The 21,099-nt window shown below is 70.6% G+C and carries 20 protein-coding genes; 12 read left to right on the top strand and 8 right to left on the bottom strand.

Features of this window, described 5'->3' with window-relative positions:
• The first annotated feature begins 19 nt into the window (after positions 1–19).
• Entirely contained in the window at positions 20–304 is a 285-nt protein-coding gene (locus ACLZOT_RS28390) for an LPXTG cell wall anchor domain-containing protein (protein WP_416971939.1), read from the top strand.
• Between the two features lie 44 nt (positions 305–348).
• Positions 349–1,131: a hypothetical protein gene (locus ACLZOT_RS28385; protein ID WP_416971938.1), complete on the top strand. Its 783-nt coding sequence runs from the start codon at positions 349–351 to the stop codon at positions 1,129–1,131.
• 78 nt (positions 1,132–1,209) lie between these two features.
• On the opposite strand, the gene hutH is transcribed toward ACLZOT_RS28385, so the two are convergent.
• The 3 genes from hutH to ACLZOT_RS28370 form a co-directional block, all read right to left on the bottom strand.
• Positions 1,210–2,748, bottom strand: coding sequence for a histidine ammonia-lyase (gene hutH, locus ACLZOT_RS28380; protein WP_416972114.1), 1,539 nt, complete (start codon positions 2,746–2,748; stop codon positions 1,210–1,212).
• 57 nt (positions 2,749–2,805) lie between these two features.
• Entirely contained in the window at positions 2,806–3,957 is a 1,152-nt protein-coding gene (locus ACLZOT_RS28375; protein ID WP_416971937.1) for a diguanylate cyclase domain-containing protein, read from the bottom strand.
• 196 nt (positions 3,958–4,153) lie between these two features.
• Entirely contained in the window at positions 4,154–4,957 is an 804-nt protein-coding gene (locus tag ACLZOT_RS28370) for an enoyl-CoA hydratase/isomerase family protein (protein ID WP_416971936.1), read from the bottom strand.
• Between the two features lie 191 nt (positions 4,958–5,148).
• On the opposite strand from ACLZOT_RS28370, the gene ACLZOT_RS28365 reads away from it, so the two are divergent.
• Positions 5,149–5,715, top strand: a complete 567-nt coding sequence (locus ACLZOT_RS28365; RefSeq protein WP_416971935.1) for a hypothetical protein — start codon at positions 5,149–5,151, stop codon at positions 5,713–5,715.
• Positions 5,716–5,721: 6 nt separating this feature from the next.
• Here ACLZOT_RS28365 and ACLZOT_RS28360 read toward each other — a convergent pair whose 3' ends face one another.
• A complete protein-coding gene (locus ACLZOT_RS28360) occupies positions 5,722–6,837 on the bottom strand; it encodes an adenylate/guanylate cyclase domain-containing protein (RefSeq protein WP_416971934.1) in 1,116 nt (371 codons plus the stop codon).
• Between the two features lie 301 nt (positions 6,838–7,138).
• The gene (locus ACLZOT_RS28355) at positions 7,139–7,993 is read right to left on the bottom strand and encodes a biotin--[acetyl-CoA-carboxylase] ligase (RefSeq protein ID WP_416971933.1); all 855 of its coding nucleotides are present in this window, start codon (positions 7,991–7,993) and stop codon (positions 7,139–7,141) included.
• 109 nt (positions 7,994–8,102) lie between these two features.
• On the opposite strand from ACLZOT_RS28355, the gene ACLZOT_RS28350 reads away from it, so the two are divergent.
• The 4 genes from ACLZOT_RS28350 to ACLZOT_RS28335 all read left to right on the top strand — a co-directional run bounded on the left by ACLZOT_RS28350 (position 8,103) and on the right by ACLZOT_RS28335 (position 10,745).
• Entirely contained in the window at positions 8,103–9,707 is a 1,605-nt protein-coding gene (locus tag ACLZOT_RS28350) for an acyl-CoA carboxylase subunit beta (RefSeq protein ID WP_416971932.1), read from the top strand.
• Positions 9,708–9,715: 8 nt separating this feature from the next.
• Entirely contained in the window at positions 9,716–9,919 is a 204-nt protein-coding gene (locus tag ACLZOT_RS28345) for an acyl-CoA carboxylase epsilon subunit (protein ID WP_416971931.1), read from the top strand.
• Positions 9,920–9,981: 62 nt separating this feature from the next.
• A complete protein-coding gene (mmpB, locus tag ACLZOT_RS28340) occupies positions 9,982–10,110 on the top strand; it encodes a morphogenic membrane protein MmpB (protein ID WP_416971930.1) in 129 nt (42 codons plus the stop codon).
• Between the two features lie 32 nt (positions 10,111–10,142).
• Positions 10,143–10,745 carry a Maf family protein gene (locus tag ACLZOT_RS28335; protein WP_416971929.1) on the top strand — a complete coding sequence of 201 codons (603 nt, stop codon included), beginning with the start codon at positions 10,143–10,145 and terminating at the stop codon, positions 10,743–10,745.
• On the opposite strand, the gene ACLZOT_RS28330 is transcribed toward ACLZOT_RS28335, so the two are convergent.
• Positions 10,714–11,184, bottom strand: a complete 471-nt coding sequence (locus tag ACLZOT_RS28330) for a hypothetical protein (RefSeq protein ID WP_416971928.1) — start codon at positions 11,182–11,184, stop codon at positions 10,714–10,716. The two genes, ACLZOT_RS28335 and ACLZOT_RS28330, sit on opposite strands and share 32 nt — an antisense overlap.
• Before the next feature lie 373 nt (positions 11,185–11,557).
• Here ACLZOT_RS28330 and ACLZOT_RS28325 point away from each other — a divergent pair, with 373 nt between their 5' ends.
• Positions 11,558–13,330, top strand: coding sequence for an acetyl/propionyl/methylcrotonyl-CoA carboxylase subunit alpha (locus ACLZOT_RS28325; protein WP_416971927.1), 1,773 nt, complete (start codon positions 11,558–11,560; stop codon positions 13,328–13,330).
• A 221-nt stretch (positions 13,331–13,551) separates the two neighbouring features.
• Here ACLZOT_RS28325 and ACLZOT_RS28320 read toward each other — a convergent pair whose 3' ends face one another.
• Both ACLZOT_RS28320 and ACLZOT_RS28315 read right to left on the bottom strand, forming a co-directional pair.
• Positions 13,552–14,520: a DeoR/GlpR family DNA-binding transcription regulator gene (locus tag ACLZOT_RS28320; RefSeq protein WP_416971926.1), complete on the bottom strand. Its 969-nt coding sequence runs from the start codon at positions 14,518–14,520 to the stop codon at positions 13,552–13,554.
• A gap of 167 nt (positions 14,521–14,687) precedes the next feature.
• Entirely contained in the window at positions 14,688–16,226 is a 1,539-nt protein-coding gene (locus tag ACLZOT_RS28315) for an NAD(P)H-quinone dehydrogenase (protein WP_416972113.1), read from the bottom strand.
• 54 nt (positions 16,227–16,280) lie between these two features.
• On the opposite strand from ACLZOT_RS28315, the gene ACLZOT_RS28310 reads away from it, so the two are divergent.
• The 4 genes from ACLZOT_RS28310 (at position 16,281) to ACLZOT_RS28295 (ending at position 21,011) form a co-directional block, all read left to right on the top strand.
• On the top strand, positions 16,281–16,718 hold the full coding sequence (locus ACLZOT_RS28310; RefSeq protein ID WP_416971925.1) for a gamma-glutamylcyclotransferase: 438 nt from the start codon (positions 16,281–16,283) through the stop codon (positions 16,716–16,718).
• Positions 16,719–16,820: 102 nt separating this feature from the next.
• Positions 16,821–17,657, top strand: coding sequence for a purine-nucleoside phosphorylase (locus ACLZOT_RS28305; protein ID WP_416971924.1), 837 nt, complete (start codon positions 16,821–16,823; stop codon positions 17,655–17,657).
• Between the two features lie 359 nt (positions 17,658–18,016).
• A complete protein-coding gene (locus ACLZOT_RS28300) occupies positions 18,017–19,648 on the top strand; it encodes a phospho-sugar mutase (RefSeq protein ID WP_416971923.1) in 1,632 nt (543 codons plus the stop codon).
• A 196-nt stretch (positions 19,649–19,844) separates the two neighbouring features.
• Positions 19,845–21,011 carry a hypothetical protein gene (locus tag ACLZOT_RS28295; RefSeq protein WP_416971922.1) on the top strand — a complete coding sequence of 389 codons (1,167 nt, stop codon included), beginning with the start codon at positions 19,845–19,847 and terminating at the stop codon, positions 21,009–21,011.
• Positions 21,012–21,099 lie beyond the last annotated feature (88 nt).

Genomic DNA, 21,099 nt, shown 5'->3' with positions numbered 1-21,099 from the left:
ACAAGGAGATCGATATTCCGTGTCCACCGCTCGCCGCCCCCTGCTGACCGCCACCGCCGCGGGGACCCTCCTGTGCGCCCTGTGGTTCGTCCCGTCCGCCAAGGCGGACACGGTCTCGCCCCAGACGCCCGGCGCCTCCCAGCAGGCGCGCGCCGTACCCGCCGCCGACACCTCGTCCGGCGCGCAGCTCGCCGACACCGGCAGTTTCGACACGACGCCCTATGTCGTCGGCGGGGGCCTTTTCCTCACTTTGGGTGCGGGATTCGTGCTTTATTCGGTTCGCCGGGAACGCCTGGATTTTTGAGCCTCATTTGACTGTCCCTTGGCTTGAACTTCATAGTTCGCGTCATGAACCGTTCCTGGGGGGTGCGGCTGTCCATGACGGCCGCCGCGAGCGCGCTCTCGCTCGCATTCATCACGGGCTGCTCGTCGGATTCCGACGAGGGCAAGAAGGACACCGCGGCGGACGCCAAGTCGACGCCGACCGCTGCCGCGGCGCCTGCGGGGAAGACGCACACCGCGGAGGAGCTGAAGAAGCTGCTGCTGGTGGCGGGGGACGTCACCGGGTACGAGGTCGAGGCGACCGAGGGACTCGTACCGAAGGCCAAGAGCGAGGCGAAGATCGACAAGGCGGCGTGCGGGCCGCTCGTCTGGTCCTCGGTGGCCCTGCCTCCGGGCGACACCACCATCTCCGCCAGCAACTCCCTCAAGGAGAAGAAGGCCGCCCCCACCTCGGGCAGCCTCGACGCCGCAGCGCTCCTGGACGCCACCCGGACGCTCGTGGGCCTGTCCTCCTACGAGGGTGACGGCGCGCAGAAGGCCATGAAGGCGGTCTCCGACAGCATCACCACCTGCGCGACCGGCTACACCTCGACCGACAGCGAGGGCGAGGCCAGCAAGATCACCAAGGTCGCCTCGGAGAAGGGCGCCGGCGGCGGGGACGAGGCGCTGGCCTTCGTCGAGACCGTCGACGTGGAGGGCGAGACCGCCACCGTCCACGGCGAGGTGATCCGCAAGGGCAACACCGTCGCCACCTTCTACACCATCAACTTCTCCGCCTTCGCGGGCGACGGCAAGATGCCGATGAACCCGCCGGCCCTCATCACGGCCCAGCTCGCCAAGCTGAAGTAACCGGGTAGTACTCGGGCACTACGGGCCCCTGACCCTCACATGTACGAGGGACAGGGGCCCAACCCTTTGTGCCACCCCCTACCGCAGCGCCCCCGTCACCTTCTCCACCGCCTCCACCAGCCCCCCGCTCCGCACGAACGCGTCCGCCGCGGCCAGGTCCGGCGCGAGGAACCGGTCGGGCCCAGGCCCCTGAACACCCGCCCCGCGTACGGCCTCGACGACGGCCTGCGTCGCCGGTGCCGGCGTCAGGCCCTCGCGCAACTCCACGGCCCGCGTCGCCGCGTACAGCTCCACCGCGATCACCCGCGTCAGATTGTCGACGGCCGTCCGCAGCTTGCGCGCCGCCGACCACCCCATCGACACGTGGTCCTCCTGCATCGCCGAGGACGGGATCGAGTCGGCGGACGCCGGTACGGCGAGCCGCTTCAACTCGCTGACCAGCGCCGCCTGCGTGTACTGGGCGATCATGAGGCCGGAGTCGACGCCGGCGTCGTCCGCGAGGAACGGCGGCAGACCGTGGCTGCGGTTCTTGTCGAGCAGCCGGTCGGTCCGCCGCTCGGCGATGGACGCGAGGTCGGCGGCGGCGATGGCGAGGAAGTCGAGGACGTAGGCGACGGGCGCACCGTGGAAGTTGCCGTTGGACTCGACACGACCGTCCGGAAGAACAACCGGGTTGTCGACGGCGGACGCCAACTCCCGTTCCGCCACGAGGCGCGCGTGCGCGATGGTGTCCCGCCCGGCCCCGGCGACCTGCGGAGCACACCGCACGGAGTACGCGTCCTGGACGCGCGGCGCGTCGTCCTGGTGGTGCCCGGTGAGCCCCGAACCGTCCAGCACGGCCAGCATGTTGGCGGCCGAGTCGCCCTGGCCGGGGTGCGGGCGGATCGCGTGCAGCTCGGGCGCGAGGACCTTCGCGGAGCCGAGGAGCGCCTCCAGGGAGAGGGCCGCGGTGATGTCGGCGGCCTTGTAGAGGGCGTCGAGGTCGGCGAGGGCCATCAGCAGCATGCCGAGCATGCCGTCGGTGCCGTTGAGGAGGGCGAGGCCCTCCTTCTCGCGTAGCTCCACAGGGGTAATACCGTGCGCCGCGAGCAGCTCGCCGGCCGGGCGTACGGTGCCGTCGGGGCCCTCCGCGTCGCCCTCGCCCATGAGGGTCAGGGCGCAGTGCGAGAGGGGGGCGAGGTCGCCGGAGCAGCCGAGGGAGCCGTACTCGTGGACCACCGGGGTGATACCGGCGTTCAGGATGTCGGCCATGGTCTGGGCGACGTGGGGGCGTACTCCGGTATGACCCGAGCAGACCGTCTTCAGGCGCAGGAACATCAGCGCCCGGACGACCTCCCGCTCGACGCGCGGGCCCATGCCGGCGGCGTGCGAGCGGACGATGTTGCGCTGGAGCTGGGTGCGCAGCTCCTGGCCGATGTGCCGGGTGGCCAGGGCCCCGAAGCCGGTGGAGACCCCGTAGACCGGGTCCGGCTTGGCCGCCAGCGCGTCCACGATCTCCCGCGCCGCCGCGAGCGCCGCGACCGCCTCGGCCGACAGCTCGATCCGGGCTCCGCCCCGGGCCACGGCGAGGACGTCGGACGCGGTGACCCCGGAGGTCCCCACCACCACAGTGTGCATATCCATATTCAGGAGCGTACGCACTGAAGAGGACCGTGTCACTAGCGGAGCGGCGTTTCACCCCTTACCTTCGCGTTCCCCCCGGAAGCGGCGGCGCTCGGCGCCGGTAGGGGGTGGGGTGTCCGCCAGAAGTACTACGGGGTCCTCGGGGCCCTTGCGCCCCGCGACCACCGGGTACCCGGCGCGTTCCGCCTTCGCCCGGTACTGGGCCGCGTCCGCGAGGCGGAAGAGGCGGCGGGCCGTACGGATCGGGCCGATCGGGTCCGCCGTGGACGCGACCCCGCAGGCCACGCCCTCGCCGAGCTCCAACTCGCCCGCCCTGCGGCACAGTTCCGTCGCCGCCGACACGACCTCGTCGGCCGTCGGGCCCACCGCGAGGAGGCAGAACTCGTCGCCGCCGAGGCGGGCCGCGAGGGTGCCCGGGAGCATGGCTCCACAGAGGGACAGGATCGAGCCGAACCGTTCCAGCAGGCGGTCCCCCACCGCGTGGCCCTGCGTGTCGTTCACCCTCTTCAGGCCGTTCAGGTCGCAGACGACGAGGCTGACGGTCACGCCGTCCTCGCGGTGGCGCTCGATCGCCTCGTCCAGGCGGACGTCCACGGCCCTGCGGTTCGCCAGGCCCGTCAGCGCGTCCGTGAACGCGAGGCGGCGGGCCTCCTCCAGGCGTTCCGTCTGCGCGAGGCCGGCCGCGACGACCGAGGCGAGGACCGTCGCGAAGTCCGCGTCCGCGCGCTCGAAAGGGGGCGAGTGGGTCGGTCTCGCGACGTACAGCTCGCCCCAGGCTCTGCCGTGCAGGACGATCGGGGCGACCACGCAGGAACCCCGGCCCCTGCGGCGTAGCGCCGCGACGCGCTGGTGTACGTAGCCGGGGGCGCCGGTCGTCGGGCCCGCCGCCGTCTCCACCCACGCGTTCGGCTCGCCGCCGGTCGCCCAGCGTTCGTGCAGGAACTCCGTGATCTCCGGGAACTGGTGGACCGGGTACGACTCCGACTCGGGGTACTGCTCCTCGTCCGGGGCCCTGTCTCCCACGTTGACCAGTACCCGTAGTCGCCCTAGCTCCCGCTCCCACACCGACAGGGCCGCGAAGGTGCCGTCCAGGGCGTGGCATGCGCCTGCCGCCGCGGCGGCCCAGGTGTCCCTGGGGGTGCGTGCGGCTGCGAGTCCCTGCGCGAGCGTCACTACTGCCGCGAGGTGTCTTTCGTCGCCCATTGATTCAGGCTAGGGATATTTGGGGTGAAAGGGGGGTTCGGGGCGGTCCGAGTGGGGGGGTCTGGGGTGTTCGGGGTGCGGGTGCGTCGTGGCTGGTCGCGCCCACGCGGCGGAGCCGCAAATCGATACAGCCCCGCGCCCCTGAAAAACAGACCCGTCACCCGGCATCCAAGACGGCAGCCCTCGATGCATGCCTTCACTCACCCGGCCACACAGGTTTCCGTTTCTCGTTGAACGCCCGCACCCCCTCCGCCCTGTCCCCCGAGAACGCCACCGTCCGCCACGCCGCGTCCTCCACCTCCAGGCCCGCCCTGATGTCCAGGCCCTGGCCGAGCCGCAGTGCCTTCTTCGCCGCCCTCAGTCCCACCGGCGAGTTCGCGGCGATCCGGCCCGCCAGCGCCAGCGCCTCCTCCCTCACCCTCCCCGTCTCCACCAGTACGTCCACCAACCCCAACTCCCTTGCCTCCGCCGCCTCCACGCGCCGCGCCGTGAAGATCAGCTCGGCCGCGCGAGCCGCTCCCACCCGGCGCGGCAGCAACTGCGTGCCCCCGCCCCCCGGGATCACCCCCACCGACACCTCCGGCAGCCCCACCACCGCCGTGCCGTCCGCCACGATCACGTCGCAGGACAGGGCCAGTTCGAAGCCACCGCCCAGGGCGAAGCCGTTGACCGCCGCAATCGCGGGGACGGGGAGGTCGAGGACGGAGGTGTACGAGGCGCGGGTCGTCGGACGCTGGAGGCGCAGGTCCGTGTCGGTGAACGAGTTGCGCTCCTTGAGGTCGGCGCCGACGCAGAAGGCCCGGTCGTTGGAGGACGTGAGGACCACGGCCCGCACCTCGGGGTCCACCCCCAGAGAGGTACACGCGGACGCGATTGCGCGCGCCATGTCCGTCGAGACCGCGTTCATCGCCTTCGGCCGGTCCAGCACCAGTTCCGCCACGTGTCCGTCGGCGTGACGGCGGACCACAACATGCTCGCCGAACCGTTCCTCGCTGCTCATCGCATCCTCCGGAATCACGTCGTTAACGGTGGTTAACCGCCTCGTCCAGGGCGATCATCGCAGTACATCCCCCGCCCGGGAAAGGGTGGCGGCTTCGGCCTCCGGCTACCCGTTCGAGTGACATACCTGCGGACCACCACCCCGACTCCTACCCCGCCGCATACCGTCACTGCGGCCCATCGGGAGGGGACATGTACGAGGGAGACGATCCGGCGACGGCACGCTCAGGCACGTTCCGCCCCCGGGGGCGGCATCGACGCCCCCGGCCCCGGAAGGTGGTCCTCGCGGCGGGCGGGCTGGCGTTCGCGGCGGGGGTGCTGGGGCTGCTGCGGGTGATGCCGGACGGGGGCGGCGGGGGTACCTCGGGGGTAGGGGCGGGTGAGGTCGGCCGTGAGGGGTACGCCGGTGGCGTCACGGAACTCGCGACGAACGCGGCACCGGTCCCCTCGGGTGCGGCCACTGATACCCGCCGTCCTTCAGGGGGAACCGTCTCCAAGATCCCGGACCCTCGCAGCACCCCCGGTATCTCCGGCGTACCCCGCCCTTCGGATCCCTCTCAGGAGCTACCGGTATCCCCTACCTCGACCCCCGACACGCCCACCCCCGCCGCGTCCCCCTCGCCGACCCCTCCCCCCACGGTCGTACCCCCTGAGAGCCACACCCCGAGTACTACTCCCACCCCCGACGCCCCTCACGACATCTGCGTACCGGTCATCGGCCTCTGCGTGGACACGCCCCTCATCGAACCGGGCCCCTGAGCCCCCTCAGCGTTCCTCTTCCTCCCCGTCCCGCCTGCTCAGCAGCCAGGGCTCCACCACGCCCAGACCCCGCACCGGCCGCTGCCACATCGGCCGGAGCGCGAACCGGTACGCCGGAGGCTCCTCGCCCTCCTTCTCCGCCGTCGCCGCCTCCTCCGCGGCCTGCGCCTCCGAGGCGGGCGCGTCGCCGCTGCGGATCAGGTCCTCCGCGAACGCCGAGTCCACGAGGACCGCGTCCCGGGGGGCTATGGAGGTGAGGCGGGAGGCGAGGTTGACCGTCGTACCGAAGACGTCGCCCATCCGGGTGGTGACCGTGCCGAAGGCCATGCCGACGCGGAGTTCCGGCATCGTCTCGTCGTTCGCCATCGTCTCGATCAGGCGCAGGCCGATCTCCGCGGCCGTGCCGGCGTCGTCCGCCGCGTACAGGACCTCGTCGCCCAGCGTCTTGATCAGCCGGCCGCCGTGCGCGGCGACCAGGTCGGCGGCCGTCGTCTCGAACGCCTCGACCAGTTCGCCGAGTTCCTCCTCCTCCATGCGGCGGGTCAGCCGCGTGAAGCCGACGAGGTCGGCGAAGCCGACGGCCAGCCGCCGGTCCACCATCTCCTCGTCGTCCGCCGTCTGCACGACGCGGCCCGCCGACGCGGCGAGCTGGCGGCGCCAGACGTACACGAGGAACTCCTCCAGCTCGGGGAGGAGGAGTTCGACGATCGGGTACGTGACCTCCGTACGGGTCATGCCCGGCTCCGGGGGCTCGGTCAGGCCCTCCAGGAACGAGTCGATCTGCCACTCCGCGAGGCGGGCCGTCGTCTGGCCCGTCGAACGGGCCACCTGGACGGCCATCGCCTCGCTCAGCAGGCCCGCCTCCACGAGGCCCGCGAGGCGGCGCAGGGCCAGGACGTCCGCCTCCGTCAGCGCCTTCGCCTGGCCGATGTCCGCGAAGCCCATCGCCCGCCAGAACCTGGACGCCAGTTCCATCGACACGCCCGCGCTGCGGGCCGCCTGGAACGGGGTGTACCGACGCTCCGCGCCCAGGATCAGGCCCTCCAGGCGCAGCGCGAGGGGGTCCTCGCCGGGGTCGGCAGCGTCCTCGCCCACGTCGGAGCCGGTGTCGTCGACGGTCACGCCTGCTGCCCTTCCGGTCTGCCACGGTCAGGTATCGACCGGGGTCAACTTTACGGCAGATGTGCGGTAGCTCACGCTGGGAGGAGGAACCGGGTGCACAGTGAACGCCGGGTTTCTGGTGGCCGGTGTTGGTCTGGGCGTCCAGTCAGGGGGCTCTGCCCCCTGAACCCCCGCCGGGATGGGTCCGTTGTCGACCACCGGTCCGCTGTGGCTTGTCGCGCCCACGCGGCGGAGCCGCATATCGATACAGCCCCGCGCCCCTGGGTACGTCTCCCCAGCGCCCGCCAAGAAGTTCCGCCCTCTACGCCGGCCTCAAATGCACGATGTCCCCCGCCCCCACCGGTTCCCTCACCCCGTCCTCCGTCGCCAGGACCAAGCGGCCGTCCCCGTCCACCGCCACCGCCTCCCCCACCACCGATCTGTCCCCCGGCAGCTCCGCCCGCACCGTGCGGCCCAGCGTCGCGCAGCCCGCCGCGTACGTTTCCTGGAGGCCGCTCGTCGCGGGGTCGCCCTCCGCTTGCCTCCACTTCTCGTACCACTCCTCCAGGGAGCGGAGTACGGCCCTCAGGAGGGGGTCACGGTCCGTGCTCACCGCTCCGGCAAGGGCCAGGGAGCCCGCCTGGGGTACGGGGAGTTCGTCAGCCTTGAGGGTGACGTTGATGCCTACGCCGATGACCACCGCGTCCTTGCCCGCGCGCTCCGCGAGGATGCCGCCCGCCTTGCGTTCCTCGCCCCCGACCTTTACCAACAGGTCGTTGGGCCATTTCAGGGACGTGTCCACGCCGGCCGACCTCGCGAGGCCCGTCGCGACGGCCACGCCGGTCAGCAGGGGGAGCCAGCCCCAGCGGTGGACCGGTACCTGAGAGGGACGGAGCAGTACCGAGAAGAAGAGGCCCGAGCGCGGGGGTGCCGTCCAGCGGCGGTCCAGGCGGCCCCGCGCCGCGGTCTGTTCCTCGGCGATGAGGACCGTGCCCTCGGCCGTCCCGTCTGCGGAGGACGCGAGGTCCGTGTTCGTGGAGCCCGTACTGCGGACGACCTTCACCTCGCGCCACAGCCCCCCTTCGCGGATCAGCCCCCGGCGGAGGGCTGTCGCGTTCAGCGGGGGGCGTTCGAGGTCGGACCAGGGGCTCGGGTCTGCCGGCTCGCGGGGTGTCATACCACCCACCCTAGGTGTGGCCAACGCCGCACTGCTGACCCGTAGGCGCACCACTACTCTACGAACGAGTAACCGTCCCCCTCTTGAGCAGGCAGGGAGCCGCATCCCGATGTCCGAGCCGGAAACGCGTCACGAGACCGACATCCACACGACCGCGGGGAAGCTCGCGGATCTCCGGCGCCGTGTCGGGGAAGCGACACACGCCGGGTCGGAGCGGGCCGTCGAGAAGCAGCACTCCAAGGGCAAGCTGACGGCCCGTGAGCGGATCGAACTCCTGCTGGACGAAGGCTCGTTCGTCGAGCTGGACGAGTTCGCCCGGCACCGCTCGACCAACTTCGGCCTGGAGCGGAACCGGCCGTACGGGGACGGGGTCGTCACCGGGTACGGCACGGTCGACGGCCGTCCGGTCGCCGTGTTCTCGCAGGACTTCACCGTGTTCGGCGGCGCGCTCGGCGAGACGTACGGCCAGAAGATCGTGAAGGTCATGGACTTCGCGCTGAAGACGGGCTGCCCGGTGATCGGGATCAACGACTCGGGCGGCGCGCGGATCCAGGAGGGCGTCGCCTCGCTGGGGGCGTACGGGGAGATCTTCCGGCGTAATACCCATGCCTCCGGGGTCATCCCCCAGATCAGCCTGGTCGTCGGCCCGTGCGCGGGTGGAGCGGTCTACTCCCCGGCGATCACCGACTTCACGGTGATGGTCGACCAGACCTCGCACATGTTCATCACGGGCCCGGACGTCATCAAGACGGTGACCGGCGAGGACGTCGGCTTCGAGGAGCTGGGCGGCGCGCGGACCCACAACTCCGTGTCGGGCGTGGCCCATCACATGGCCGGGGACGAGAAGGACGCGGTCGAGTACGTCAAGCAGCTGCTGTCGTACCTGCCGTCGAACAACCTCTCCGAGGCGCCGGTCTTCCCCGAGGAGGCCGATCTCGCCGTCACCGACGAGGACCTGGAGCTGGACACCCTCGTCCCGGACTCCGCGAACCAGCCGTACGACATGCACACGGTGGTCGAACACGTCCTGGACGACGCGGAGTTCTTCGAGACGCAGCCGCTGTACGCGCCGAACATCCTCACCGGGTTCGGGCGGGTGGAGGGGCAGCCGGTCGGGATCGTCGCCAACCAGCCGATGCAGTACGCCGGTTGCCTGGACATCAAGGCGAGCGAGAAGGCCGCGCGGTTCGTGCGGACCTGCGACGCGTTCAACATCCCGGTCCTCACCTTCGTCGACGTCCCCGGCTTCCTGCCCGGCGTCGACCAGGAGCACGACGGCATCATCCGCCGGGGCGCCAAGCTGATCTACGCCTACGCGGAGGCGACGGTCCCCCTGATCACCGTCATCACCCGCAAGGCGTACGGCGGCGCGTACGACGTGATGGGGTCCAAGCACCTCGGCGCCGACCTCAACCTGGCCTGGCCGACCGCGCAGATCGCCGTCATGGGCGCACAGGGCGCCGTCAACATCCTGCACCGGCGGACCATCGCCGAGGCGGAGGCGAACGGCGAGGACGTCGAGGCGGTACGGGCGCGGCTCATCCAGGAGTACGAGGACACCCTCCTCAACCCGTACATCGCCGCCGAGCGCGGGTACATCGACGCGGTGGTCATGCCGTCGGACACGCGGCGGCACGTCGTACGGGGGTTGCGTCAGCTCCGTACGAAGCGGGAGTCGCTCCCGCCGAAGAAGCACGGCAACATCCCCCTGTAGGAGTCGCTATGAACATCAGGGTCGTCCGGGGAAACCCGACCCCGGAGGAGTTGGCCGCCGCACTCGCGGTGGTGAGAGCGAGGGCGTCGGTAGCTCCTGAGACCGACGTCGCGCAGGCGAAGGACGCGTGGTCGGATCCGGCGCGGATCGCCGAGCGGGGGGTACCCCGAGCGGGGGCCACGGCGTGGGCGCGGACCTACTGGCCGAGGTGAAACGGAAGACTTGAGTACTAGTACTCAGGTCTTCTCCACCTTTCCGTCGCACCCTGGACACCATGCTGTGGTCCGACCCTGAGAACGAACCCCCCAAGGAACTGCGCGACATGCAGGGCATGTTGCGCAGACTGGGGTTCCTCATGGCCGTCGCGATGGTGCTGGCGATGTTCGTCATCGGCCTGAGATGAGGGGCTGACCGGCCACGGATAACCTGACCCCCATGACTCGCCGCCTCATCCTCGCCTCCCAGTCCCCGGCCCGCCTCAAGCTGCTGCGGGACGCCGGTTTCGCGCCCGAGAAGATCGTCAGCGGCGTCGACGAGGACGCGATCACCGCCCCCACCCCCGCCGAGCTGGCGCGGGCCCTCGCGGAGGCGAAGGCGTCGGTGGTCGCCGCCCGCCCGGAGACCAAGGGGGCGGTGGTGATCGGCTGCGACTCGGTCCTCGACCTCGACGGCCAGGCACTCGGCAAGCCCGCCGACGCCGAGGAGGCCACCGCCCGCTGGAAGTCGATGCGCGGCCGCGCGGGCACCCTCCAGACGGGGCACTGCGTGTACGCGGACGGCCGCTGGACGTCCGCCGTCGCCTCCACCGTCGTCCGCTTCGGCGAACCGACCGACGCCGAGATCGCGGCGTACGTCGCGACGGGTGAACCCCTTTACGTCGCCGGGGCGTTCACGCTCGACGGCCGCTCGGCGCCGTTCATCGACGGCATCGACGGCGACCACGGGAACGTGATCGGCCTCAGCCTGCCGCTCGTTCGCCGGTTGCTCGGCGAACTCGGCATCGGCATCACGGAGTTGTGGGCACCGACGGAGGCGTGAGCGGCCCCGGCCCGCTCTCGGCCTTCGGCACGCCGTCCTCGTACCCGTCGTACTCGTCGTGCGTCATCAGCAGCAACACGATCAGGGCCATGACCGCGATCATCGCGACGAAGGCCGTGGCGCCGAGCAGGCCCCAGGAGACGGCGGCCAGCAGGCCGTGGACGACGGCCGCGCTGATCAGCAGGACGCGGCCGAGGCCCGCCGGCCGGTGACCGCGGACCGCGACCAGGAGCGCGACGAACGCGCAGAAGGCGAAGTACGCGGCGAAGACGAAGCCGGAGATCTTCGAGGAGTTCGCCATCACGTCCGGGTCGAGGCCCGCGAGGGACATGTGCTGGCGGTCGACGAACGTGCCGAGGATCCAGTTCAGGAGGGCGACGCCGAACGCCTCCACGAGGAGGACGACCGCGACCACCCATGCCACCGGTCTGCGGACCACCGTCACCACCTGCTTTCGACCCGTGCTGGAGCGATTCTGCTCCGGCCCGACGTACGTTCGGGCCATCAGAGACGCTACTGACTGGTAAAGCTCTGGACAATGGTTCGTGCCGGCGCAAAGATCCGCCGCGCCGTTCGTAGGGATCCAACAAAGAAACGGAGTGGGCCGCAGCACGCCTTCACAGAGACCTTGACCACATGAGCGGGCTAGGGTTTTCCGAGGAGTCCTGCGTACGGCCGTACGACAAGGGATTTCGCGGGTCGAGCGAGCCTGGCGTCACGCTCTGTGTGGGCAAGCTCACCTTTGGGGACGGGTCGATGCGCCGTGTCGGCAGTCCCTAAACTCGGCTTGTTTCCAGGAGGGAGCCTCAATCGTGCGCAAGGTGCTCATCGCCAACCGTGGCGAAATCGCAGTCCGCGTGGCCCGCGCGTGCCGGGATGCCGGTATCGCCAGCGTCGCCGTCTACGCCGACCCGGACCGGGACGCGCTGCATGTCCGCGCCGCGGATGAGGCGTTCGCCCTGGGTGGTGACACCCCGGCGAGCAGCTATCTCGACATCGAGAAGGTGCTGAACGCCGCCCGGGAGTCCGGCGCGGACGCCATCCACCCCGGGTACGGCTTCCTCTCCGAGAACGCCGACTTCGCGCAGGCCGTCCTCGACGCGGGCCTGGTCTGGATCGGCCCGCCGCCGCAGGCCATCCGCGACCTCGGCGACAAGGTCGCCGCCCGCCACATCGCGCAGCGCGCGGGCGCCCCGCTCGTCGCCGGTACGCCCGACCCGGTCTCCGGCGCCGACGAGGTCGTCGCGTTCGCCGAGGAGCACGGGCTGCCGATCGCCATCAAGGCCGCGTTCGGCGGTGGCGGGCGCGGGCTGAAGGTCGCCCGTACGCTCGAAGAGGTGCCGGAGCTGTACGACTCCGCCGTCCGCGAGGCCGTCGCCGCGTTCGGGCGCGGGGAGTGCTTCGTCGAGCGGTACCTCGACAAGCCGCGGCACGTCGAGACGCAGTGCCTCGCCGACTCGCACGGCAACGTCGTCGTCGTCTCGACCCGTGACTGCTCGCTCCAGCGGCGCCACCAGAAGCTCGTCGAGGAGGCGCCCGCGCCGTTCCTGACGGAGGCTCAGGTCGCCGAGCTGTACTCGTCGTCCAAGGCGATCCTGCGCGAGGCCGGCTATGTCGGCGCCGGTACCGTCGAGTTCCTCGTCGGGCTCGACGGCACGATCTCCTTCCTGGAGGTCAACACTCGTCTCCAGGTGGAACATCCGGTCACCGAAGAGGTCGCCGGCATCGACCTCGTCCGCGAGATGTTCCGCATCGCCGACGGCGAGGAACTCGGCTACGGCGACCCCGAACTCCGGGGCCATTCCTTCGAGTTCCGCATCAACGGCGAGGACCCCGGCCGGGGCTTCCTGCCCGCGCCGGGTACGGTGACGACGTTCGCGCCGCCGTCAGGCCCCGGTGTCCGTCTCGACGCCGGCGTCGAGTCCGGGTCCGTCATCGGCCCCGCGTGGGACTCACTGCTCGCGAAGCTGATCGTCACGGGCGCCACCCGCGAACAGGCGTTGCAGCGCGCCGCCCGCGCGCTGGAGGAGTTCCAGGTCGAGGGCATGGCCACGGCGATCCCCTTCCACCGCGCGGTAGTTCGCGATCCGGCGTTCGCGCCCGAACTCACCGGCTCCGCCGAGCCGTTCACCGTCCACACGCGGTGGATCGAGACCGAGTTCGTCAACGAGATCCCCGCGTTCTCGGCGCCGGCCGAGGCGGAGGCCGAGGACGACACCGACCGCGAGACGATCGTCGTCGAGGTCGGCGGCAAGCGGCTTGAGGTGTCGTTGCCCGTCTCCCTCGGCATGTCCCTGGCCCGCACGGGCCTCGCGGCCGGCGCCAAGCCGAAGCGCCGGGCGGCGAAGAAGTCGGGGCCGGTCGCCTCGGGCGACACGCTCGCCTCTCCCATGCAGGGCACCATCGTCAAGGTCGCCGTCGAGGAGGGGCAGGAGGTCAAGGAGGGCGACCTCGTCGTCGTCCTTGAGGCGATGAAGATGGAACAGCCGCTGAACGCGCACAAGGCGGGCGTGATCAAGGGGCTGTCGGCGGAGGTCGGGGCGTCGTTGACATCGGGGGCGGCGATCTGCGAGATCAAGGACTGAGCACGGCTCGCCGGCGGGGGGTGGGCTCGGATTCGTACGAGTCTGCCCCGCCGTCGTGGCTGGTCGCGCAGTTCCCCGCGCCCCTGAAGGATGGCTGCTACGCAGCCCCCTTCAGGGGCGTAGGTGTTGCCCAGGGAAGTGTTTCAACTTCAGGTGACTGCATGGCTTTTAGGGGCGCGGGGAACTGCGCGACCAGCCACCCACGACGGTCGGCCGCACACTTACCTGCTCCGCCTGAGATCCGCGACCCTTGCCCTCTCATTCTGCGGCTGCTCCCCCATCACCGCAGCCGCCCTCAACCCCCCGGCGGAACCGGGCAGTTGCCCCCTCCGGGGCGTGGGCAGCGCGACATCCCGCCGTTGCGGCGGATGCTGACGCGCAGGAACCGCCTCCCCGCCGGAGGCTCCCGGGGAACCGGCAACAGCGATCTGCACCCCTTGATCGGCGAGCGCCTGCAACTCCGTTGCCGCACGGTCGTCATGGGCGGGAGGGTCGTCGGTGACGAGGCGGGTGATGACATCCGTCGGCACCGTCTGGAACATCGTGTCGGTACCGAGCTTCGTGTGATCCGCGAGGACCACAACCTCGGCGGCGGCCTGCACCAGCGCACGATCGACGGACGCGGACAGCATGTTGGACGTGGAGAGCCCCCGCTCGGCGGTGAGCCCGCTCCCGGAGAGGAACGCCCGGGAGACGCGCAGCCCTTGAAGGGACTGTTCCGCCCCGCTCCCGACGAGCGCGTAGTTGGACCCGCGCAGGGTCCCACCGGTCATGACGACCTCCACCCGATTCGCGTGGGCCAACGCCTGGGCGACGAGCAGGGAGTTGGTGACCACGGTCAGACCGGGGACCCGCGCGAGCCGGCGGGCCAGCTCCTGCGTGGTCGTACCGGCCCCGACGACGATGGCCTCGCCCTCCTGGACGAATCCCGCCGCGAGATCGGCGATGGCCGTCTTCTCGGCGGTCGCGAGATGGGACTTTTGCGGAAAGCCGGATTCTCGCGTGAATCCACCCGGCAGTACCGCACCGCCATGCCGGCGGTCGAGGAGTCCTTCTGCCTCCAGCGCGCGCACGTCCCGCCGTACGGTCACTTCGGAGGTCTGGACGACGCGGGCGAGCTCACGGAGCGACACGGCCCCGTTCGCTCGCACCATTTCGAGGATCAATTGGCGACGTTCAGCAGCGAACACGAAACTGACAGTAACGCGGGCGACCGTCTGTTTTCAGGTGTTTGCGCCGAATAAACGAAGTTGTTCGCACAGGAGTGGGTGAAGTGGTATAGGGGCTCGGCTACCCACCCCACGCCGTCACCAACCCTGGCAACTCCCCGTGACCGACGGGGAGTTGGTTTCGGCCGTCAGCCCTCGCCCGCCGCCTTCCGCGTGTGCAGCTGCCGTGCCACCTCGGCGATCGAGCCCGACAGGGACGGGTACACGGTGAACGCGTTCGCGATCTGTTCGACCGTCAGATTGTTGTCGACGGCGATCGAGATGGGGTGGATCAGTTCCGAAGCTCGCGGCGCGACGACGACGCCGCCGACGACGATCCCCGTACCCGGCCGGCAGAAGATCTTGACGAAGCCGTCGCGGATGCCCTGCATCTTCGCGCGGGGGTTGCGCAGCAGCGGCAGCTTGACGACGCGTGCGTCGATCTTGCCCGCGTCGACGTCGGCCTGGCTGTAGCCGACGGTCGCGATCTCGGGGTCGGTGAAGACGTTCGAGGAGACGGTCTTGAGGTTGAGGGGGGCCACCGCGTCGCCGAGGAAGTGGTACATGGCGATACGGCCCTGCATGGCGGCGACCGAGGCGAGGGCGAAGATACCGGTGACGTCACCGGCGGCGTATACCCCCGGAGCTGTAGTGCGGGACACCTTGTCGGTCCAGATGTGCCCGGACTCGCGGACCTTGACGCCGGCCTTCTCCAGACCGAGCCCGGCGCTGTTGGGGATCGCGCCGACGGCCATCAGGCAGTGGCTGCCGGTGATGACCCGGCCGTCCGCGAGGGTCACCTCGACGCGGTCGCCGACGCGCTTCGCGGACTCGGCGCGCGAGCGGGCCATGACGTTCATGCCGCGCCGCCGGAAGACCTCCTCCAGGACGGCCGCGGCGTCCGGGTCCTCCCCGGGCAGTACCCGGTCACGCGACGAGACGAGGGTGACCTTCGAGCCGAGCGCCTGGTACGCCCCCGCGAACTCCGCGCCGGTGACACCGGAACCGACGACGATCAACTCGTCGGGCAGCTCGGTCAGGTCGTAGACCTGCGTCCAGTTGAGGATCCGCTCGCCGTCGGGCTGCGCGTCCGGTAGCTCTCGGGGGTGAGCCCCCGTCGCGATGAGTACGGCATCCGCGGTCAGCGTCTGCTCGTTGCCGTCCGGAGTCGCGACGACGACCTGGCGCGAGCCGTCGAGGGACTGCATGCCCTCCAGCCGGGCCCGGCCGCGCATCACCTTCGCGCCCGCGCGCGTCACCGACGCGGTGATGTCGTGCGACTGGGCCAGCGCGAGGCGCTTCACCCGGCGGTTGACCTTGCCGAGGTCCACACCCACGACCCGGGCCGCCTGCTCCAGGGGCGGGGTGTCGTCGGCGACGATGATCCCCAGCTCCTCGTACGAGGAGTCGAAGGTCGTCATCACCTCCGCCGTGGCGATGAGCGTCTTGGACGGCACGCAGTCGGTAAGCACCGACGCACCGCCCAGACCGTCGCAGTCGACGACGGTCACCTCCGCCCCGAGCTGCGCGGCCACCAGCGCCGCCTCATACCCGCCGGGCCCACCACCGATGATCACGATCCGAGTCACATACCCCATTGTCCCGTACGCGACGGGAGAGGTGGGATTCGGGGGGCCGGGTGGACTACGACCCCGGTATGACCGGCGGTGCTGATACCGGGGAGCCACAGCCACCACGGCATCGCATCAGACCCCCGGCGCCACTGCCGTACCCTCTCCCCCATGTCGCTCTACGCCGCGTACGCCGGCAACCTCGACGCGCGGCTGATGACCCGCCGCGCCCCCTACTCCCCGCTGCGTGCGACGGGCTGGCTGAACGGCTGGCGGCTCACCTTCGGCGGCGAGCAGATGGGCTGGGAGGGCGCGCTGGCGACGATCGTCGAGGAGCCTGGCTCTCAGGTATTCGTCGGCCTGTACGACGTAGCTCCCATGGATGAGGAGTCCCTCGACCGCTGGGAGGCCACCGGCCTCGGGATCTACCGCCGTACACGTATTCGCGTCCACACCCTGGAAGGCGAGGAGGGGGCGTGGACATACGTTCTCAACGGGTACGAGGGGGGTCTCCCCTCCGCCCGTTACCTCGGGGAGATCGCGGACGCGGCGGAGTCGGCGGGGGCGCCGCACGACTATGTGATGGAGCTGCGGAAGCGTCCCTGCTGATCGACTCCGACCGGAGTTGGCCGGAAACGACAAGACAACGATCGTCGCACCGTAAGGTCTGTCATCTACGCGCGTAGGCACAGACCGGCTACGCTCATCCGCGTGAACGCATCTCTTCTGCCGGACGACATCCCGGACGACATTCAGGGCAACCCCTACACCGCCGCCGACGCCGCCGCCGCGCGGCTGCGTGAGCTGACGGGTGCCGAGACGCATGACGTCGCCCTCGTGATGGGCTCCGGCTGGGCGCCGGCCGTCGACGCGCTCGGCGCACCCGACGCGGAGTTCCCGGTCACGGCACTCCCCGGCTTCCCGCCGCCGGCCGTCGAGGGCCACGGCGGCAAGATCCGCTCGTACAAGATCGGCGAGAAGCGGGCACTGGTCTTCCTGGGCCGCACGCACTACTACGAGGGCCGCGGTGTCGCCTCCGTCGCGCACGGCGTCCGCACCGCCGTCGCCGCCGGCTGCAAGACCATCGTCCTCACCAACGGCTGCGGCGGCCTCCGCGAGGGCATGCGCCCCGGTCAGCCGGTCCTGATCAGCGACCACCTCAACCTCACGGCGACGTCCCCGATCGTCGGCGCGAACTTCGTCGACCTCACGGACCTCTACTCCCCCCGCCTGCGCGCCCTCTGCAAGGAGATCGACGCGACCCTGGAGGAGGGCGTCTACGCCCAGTTCCCCGGCCCCCACTACGAGACCCCCGCGGAGATCCGCATGGCCCGCGTCATCGGCGCGGACCTGGTCGGCATGTCCACGGTCCTCGAAGCCATCGCCGCCCGCGAGGCCGGCGCGGAGGTCCTCGGCATCTCCCTGGTCACGAACCTCGCGGCGGGCATGACGGGCGAGCCCCTCAACCACGAGGAAGTCCTCCAGGCGGGCCGGGACAGCGCCTCCCGCATGGGCGAACTGCTGACGCAGGTACTGGGCCGGCTGTAGTACCTGAGGGGGAGTGGCTTGAGGTGCCGGGCGGGGGGTGGTCCGGCACCTGAGGCTGAGAGCGCAGAACCACTCAGCGGCACCTCCTCAACGCCGGCCGGACATTCCAGCCCGTCCGGCGCTCAGGCAGCGCTTCCTCAACACCGGTCCACACATTCCAGCCCGTCCGGCGTTTGAGGACGAGGCCCTTCGGGCCGAACGGGGTCCAGGGGCAGAGCCCCTGGCGGGGTCGAAGGGGTGGAACCCCTTCAGGATGTGGGGGTCCCCCCTGCTCGAAGAGCTTGGGGGAGGGTAGGGGCGGCGGGGGCGAGGAAATCCAGCCGTACCACCCACGACGTACAACGAGAGGCTGACCCGCAGTGCAAGACGACCTCATGGCCCGGGCCAGGACGTGGCTCGCGGAGGACCCCGACCCCGACACCCGCGACGAACTGTCGAAACTGATCGAGGCCAACGACGTAGCGGAGCTCACCGCCCGCTTCTCCGGCACCCTCCAGTTCGGCACAGCCGGCCTGAGAGGCGAACTCGGCGCCGGCCCGATGCGCATGAACCGCACGGTCGTCATCAGAGCCGCCGCGGGCCTGGCGGCCTACCTGAAGAGCAAGGGCGAGACCGACGCACTGGTGGTCATCGGCTACGACGCCCGCCACAAGTCCGCGGACTTCGCCAGGGACACGGCCGCGGTGATGACGGGCGCGGGCCTCCGCGCGGCCGTCCTCCCCCGCCCCCTCCCGACCCCCGTACTGGCGTACGCCATAAGGCACTTGGGCGCAGCGGCAGGCGTAGAGGTGACGGCGAGCCACAACCCCCCGAGGGACAACGGCTACAAGGTGTACCTGGGCGACGGCTCCCAGATCGTCCCCCCGGCGGACAGCGAGATCGCGGCGGAGATCGAGTCGATCGCGTCCCTGAACGACGTCCCCCGCCCGGAGGCGGGCTGGGAGACCCTGGACGAGGCAGTACTTGAGGCGTACCTCTCCCGTACGGACGAGGTACTGTCCCCCACTTCCCCCCGCACGGCCCGCACGGTCTACACCCCCATGCACGGCGTAGGGAAGGACGTCCTGCTGGCGGCGTTCGCGAGGGCGGGCTTCCCCACCCCCGTCCTGGTCCCCGAACAGGCGGACCCGGACCCGGACTTCCCCACGGTCGCGTTCCCCAACCCGGAGGAACCGGGCGCGATGGACCTGGCGTTCGCGAAGGCGAGGGAGACCCTCCCGGACCTGATCATCGCGAACGACCCGGACGCGGACCGCTGCGCGGCGGCGGTACGCGACGGCGAGGACTGGCGAATGCTGCGCGGCGACGAGGTCGGCGCCCTGCTGGCGGCCCACTTGGTGACACGAGGCGCGCGGGGAACGTTCGCGGAGTCGATCGTCTCGTCGTCCCTGCTGAGCCGCATCGCGGAGAAGGCGGGCCTCCCGTACGAGGAGACCCTGACGGGCTTCAAGTGGATCGCCCGGGTGGAGGGCCTGCGATACGGCTACGAGGAGGCCCTCGGCTACTGCGTGGACCCGGAGGGCGTCCGCGACAAGGACGGCATCACGGCGGCGCTCCTGATCACGGAACTGGCGTCGGAGCTGAAGGAGCGGGGCCGTACGCTCCTGGATCTCCTGGACGACCTGGCGGTGGCGCACGGCCTGCACGCGACGGACCAACTCTCGGTCCGTGTCGAGGACTTGACCCTGATCGCGGACGCGATGACCCGCCTGCGCGAACACCCCCCGACCCAGCTCGCGGGCCTCACGATCACGAAGGCGGAGGACCTGACGCAGGGCACGGACAAGCTCCCGCCCACGGACGGCCTGCGCTACACCCTGGACGGCGCCCGCGTCATCGTCCGCCCGAGCGGCACGGAGCCGAAACTCAAGTGCTACCTGGAGGTCGTGGTCCCGGTCGCGGACCACGCGGCGCTCCCGGCGGCCCGCGAGCAGGCGGCACGCCTCCTCACGGAGATCAAGCAGGACTTCTCGACGGCGGCGGGCATCTAATACCTGAGACGTACACGGGGACTACGGGGGTTCAGACCCGCACCGGCGGCTGACCCCCGTACCCCACCCCTCACACAACCATCTGCTCCCATAGGGTGATTTCCCGGCGACAGCCCCCGCGCGCCCCACCCCCCGCGCCTCCCCGGGTGAACGGTGGACCGGTAGTACCGGACCGCCCGACTTGGAGCCCGCCGCCGTGACCGCCCTCATCACCCCCACCCCACCCCCACCGACGGCGCCGAAACCCCCGCCGAGCCCCCGCACCCCCGCCCTGCGCCACGCGGCCCCGGCCCTCGCCGCGTACCTCGCGGTCCGCCTCATCTCCCTTGCCTTCCTTGCGACTTGGGCCCACCGCCGCCACCACGGCGTCCGCCCGATCCTGTCCCAGGAGTGGGACGCGAAGTGGTACTGGGGTATCGCCACCCACGGCTACACGCACACCCTGGGTACGGCATACGACGCGAACAACCTGGCGTTCTTCCCCCTGTACCCCTACTCGGTGAAAACCCTCTCGACGCTCACCCACCTCTCCCTCCCCAGTACGGGTCTGGCCGTAGCCCTCACGTCCTCCCTCCTCGCGGCCTGGGGCATCTACGCGATCGGCGCCCACCTCCACGACCACCGCACCGGCATCCTCCTGACCGTCCTGTGGGCGGCCTGGCCGGTCGCCCTGGTCCAGTGGATGGCGTACACGGAATCCCTCTTCACAGCCCTGGCGGCCTGGTCCCTGTACTTGACCCTGACCCAACGCTGGCTCCCCGCAGCAGCGTTGGCGACCCTGGCCGGCCTCACCCGCCCCACGGGCATCGCGGTAGCGGCGGCGGTCTCGATCACGGCCCTGCTGTCTCTGCGCAAGCACCGCACATACGGCGCCGCCCTCGCTCTTGTTGCCGCCCCCCTCGGCTGGTGCGCCTACGTCACCTGGGTCGGCCTCCGCCTCCACCGCTGGGACGGCTACTTCGCGGTCCAACGCCTCTGGCACAACGAATGGACCGGCGGCCAGGAAACCCTCCGCCGCTTCCGCGAACTCCTGGGCCAGGACTCGACGCCGGAACTGTTCCTGATCGGCGTGACGGTAACCCTGATCGCGGCCACCGCCCTCTACACCCTTTCGGTAGGGGACCGCCAACCGCCGCCGCTCCTGATCTTCACCGGCGCCATGCTGGCCATCGTCCTGGGCAGCGGCGGCGTCTACTTCCCCCGGGCCCGCTTCCTCCTCCCGGCGTTCCCGCTGCTCCTTCCGATCGCCGTCCACCTGACGAAAGCCTCGCGACGCTTCCGCTGGCTGACCCTGGGAACAGCGGTAACAGCATCGGCGTACTTCAGCGCGTACATGGCACTTGTGTGGCCGAGTGCGCCGTAGCTCCGTGGTACTAGCCTCGATCTTTCGTGATGGGCCGCCGACGGAGTCGGGGGCCCATTTCGTTGTCGGTGGCTGAGGCCGGGCAGGT

The sequence above is a fragment of the Streptomyces sp. 4F14 genome, assembly GCF_048159485.1.
In the GTDB taxonomy this organism is placed as follows: domain Bacteria; phylum Actinomycetota; class Actinomycetes; order Streptomycetales; family Streptomycetaceae; genus Streptomyces.
The sequence above is the reverse complement of the archived record's forward strand: the minus strand, read 5'-3'. Positions and strand labels throughout refer to the sequence as shown.

What these genes read in the sequence shown, in the direction of transcription:
- ACLZOT_RS28385 (WP_416971938.1), top strand. Translation starts at nt 349, where the DNA reads ATGAACCGTTCCTGGGGGGTGCGGCTGTCCATGACGGCCGCCGCGAGC.
- hutH (WP_416972114.1), bottom strand. Translation starts at nt 2,748, where the DNA reads ATGCACACTGTGGTGGTGGGGACCTCCGGGGTCACCGCGTCCGACGTC.
- ACLZOT_RS28375 (WP_416971937.1), bottom strand. Translation starts at nt 3,957, where the DNA reads ATGGGCGACGAAAGACACCTCGCGGCAGTAGTGACGCTCGCGCAGGGA.
- ACLZOT_RS28370 (WP_416971936.1), bottom strand. Translation starts at nt 4,957, where the DNA reads ATGAGCAGCGAGGAACGGTTCGGCGAGCATGTTGTGGTCCGCCGTCAC.
- ACLZOT_RS28365 (WP_416971935.1), top strand. Translation starts at nt 5,149, where the DNA reads ATGTACGAGGGAGACGATCCGGCGACGGCACGCTCAGGCACGTTCCGC.
- ACLZOT_RS28355 (WP_416971933.1), bottom strand. Translation starts at nt 7,993, where the DNA reads ATGACACCCCGCGAGCCGGCAGACCCGAGCCCCTGGTCCGACCTCGAA.
- ACLZOT_RS28350 (WP_416971932.1), top strand. Translation starts at nt 8,103, where the DNA reads ATGTCCGAGCCGGAAACGCGTCACGAGACCGACATCCACACGACCGCG.
- ACLZOT_RS28345 (WP_416971931.1), top strand. Translation starts at nt 9,716, where the DNA reads ATGAACATCAGGGTCGTCCGGGGAAACCCGACCCCGGAGGAGTTGGCC.
- mmpB (WP_416971930.1), top strand. Translation starts at nt 9,982, where the DNA reads ATGCTGTGGTCCGACCCTGAGAACGAACCCCCCAAGGAACTGCGCGAC.
- ACLZOT_RS28335 (WP_416971929.1), top strand. Translation starts at nt 10,143, where the DNA reads ATGACTCGCCGCCTCATCCTCGCCTCCCAGTCCCCGGCCCGCCTCAAG.
- ACLZOT_RS28310 (WP_416971925.1), top strand. Translation starts at nt 16,281, where the DNA reads ATGTCGCTCTACGCCGCGTACGCCGGCAACCTCGACGCGCGGCTGATG.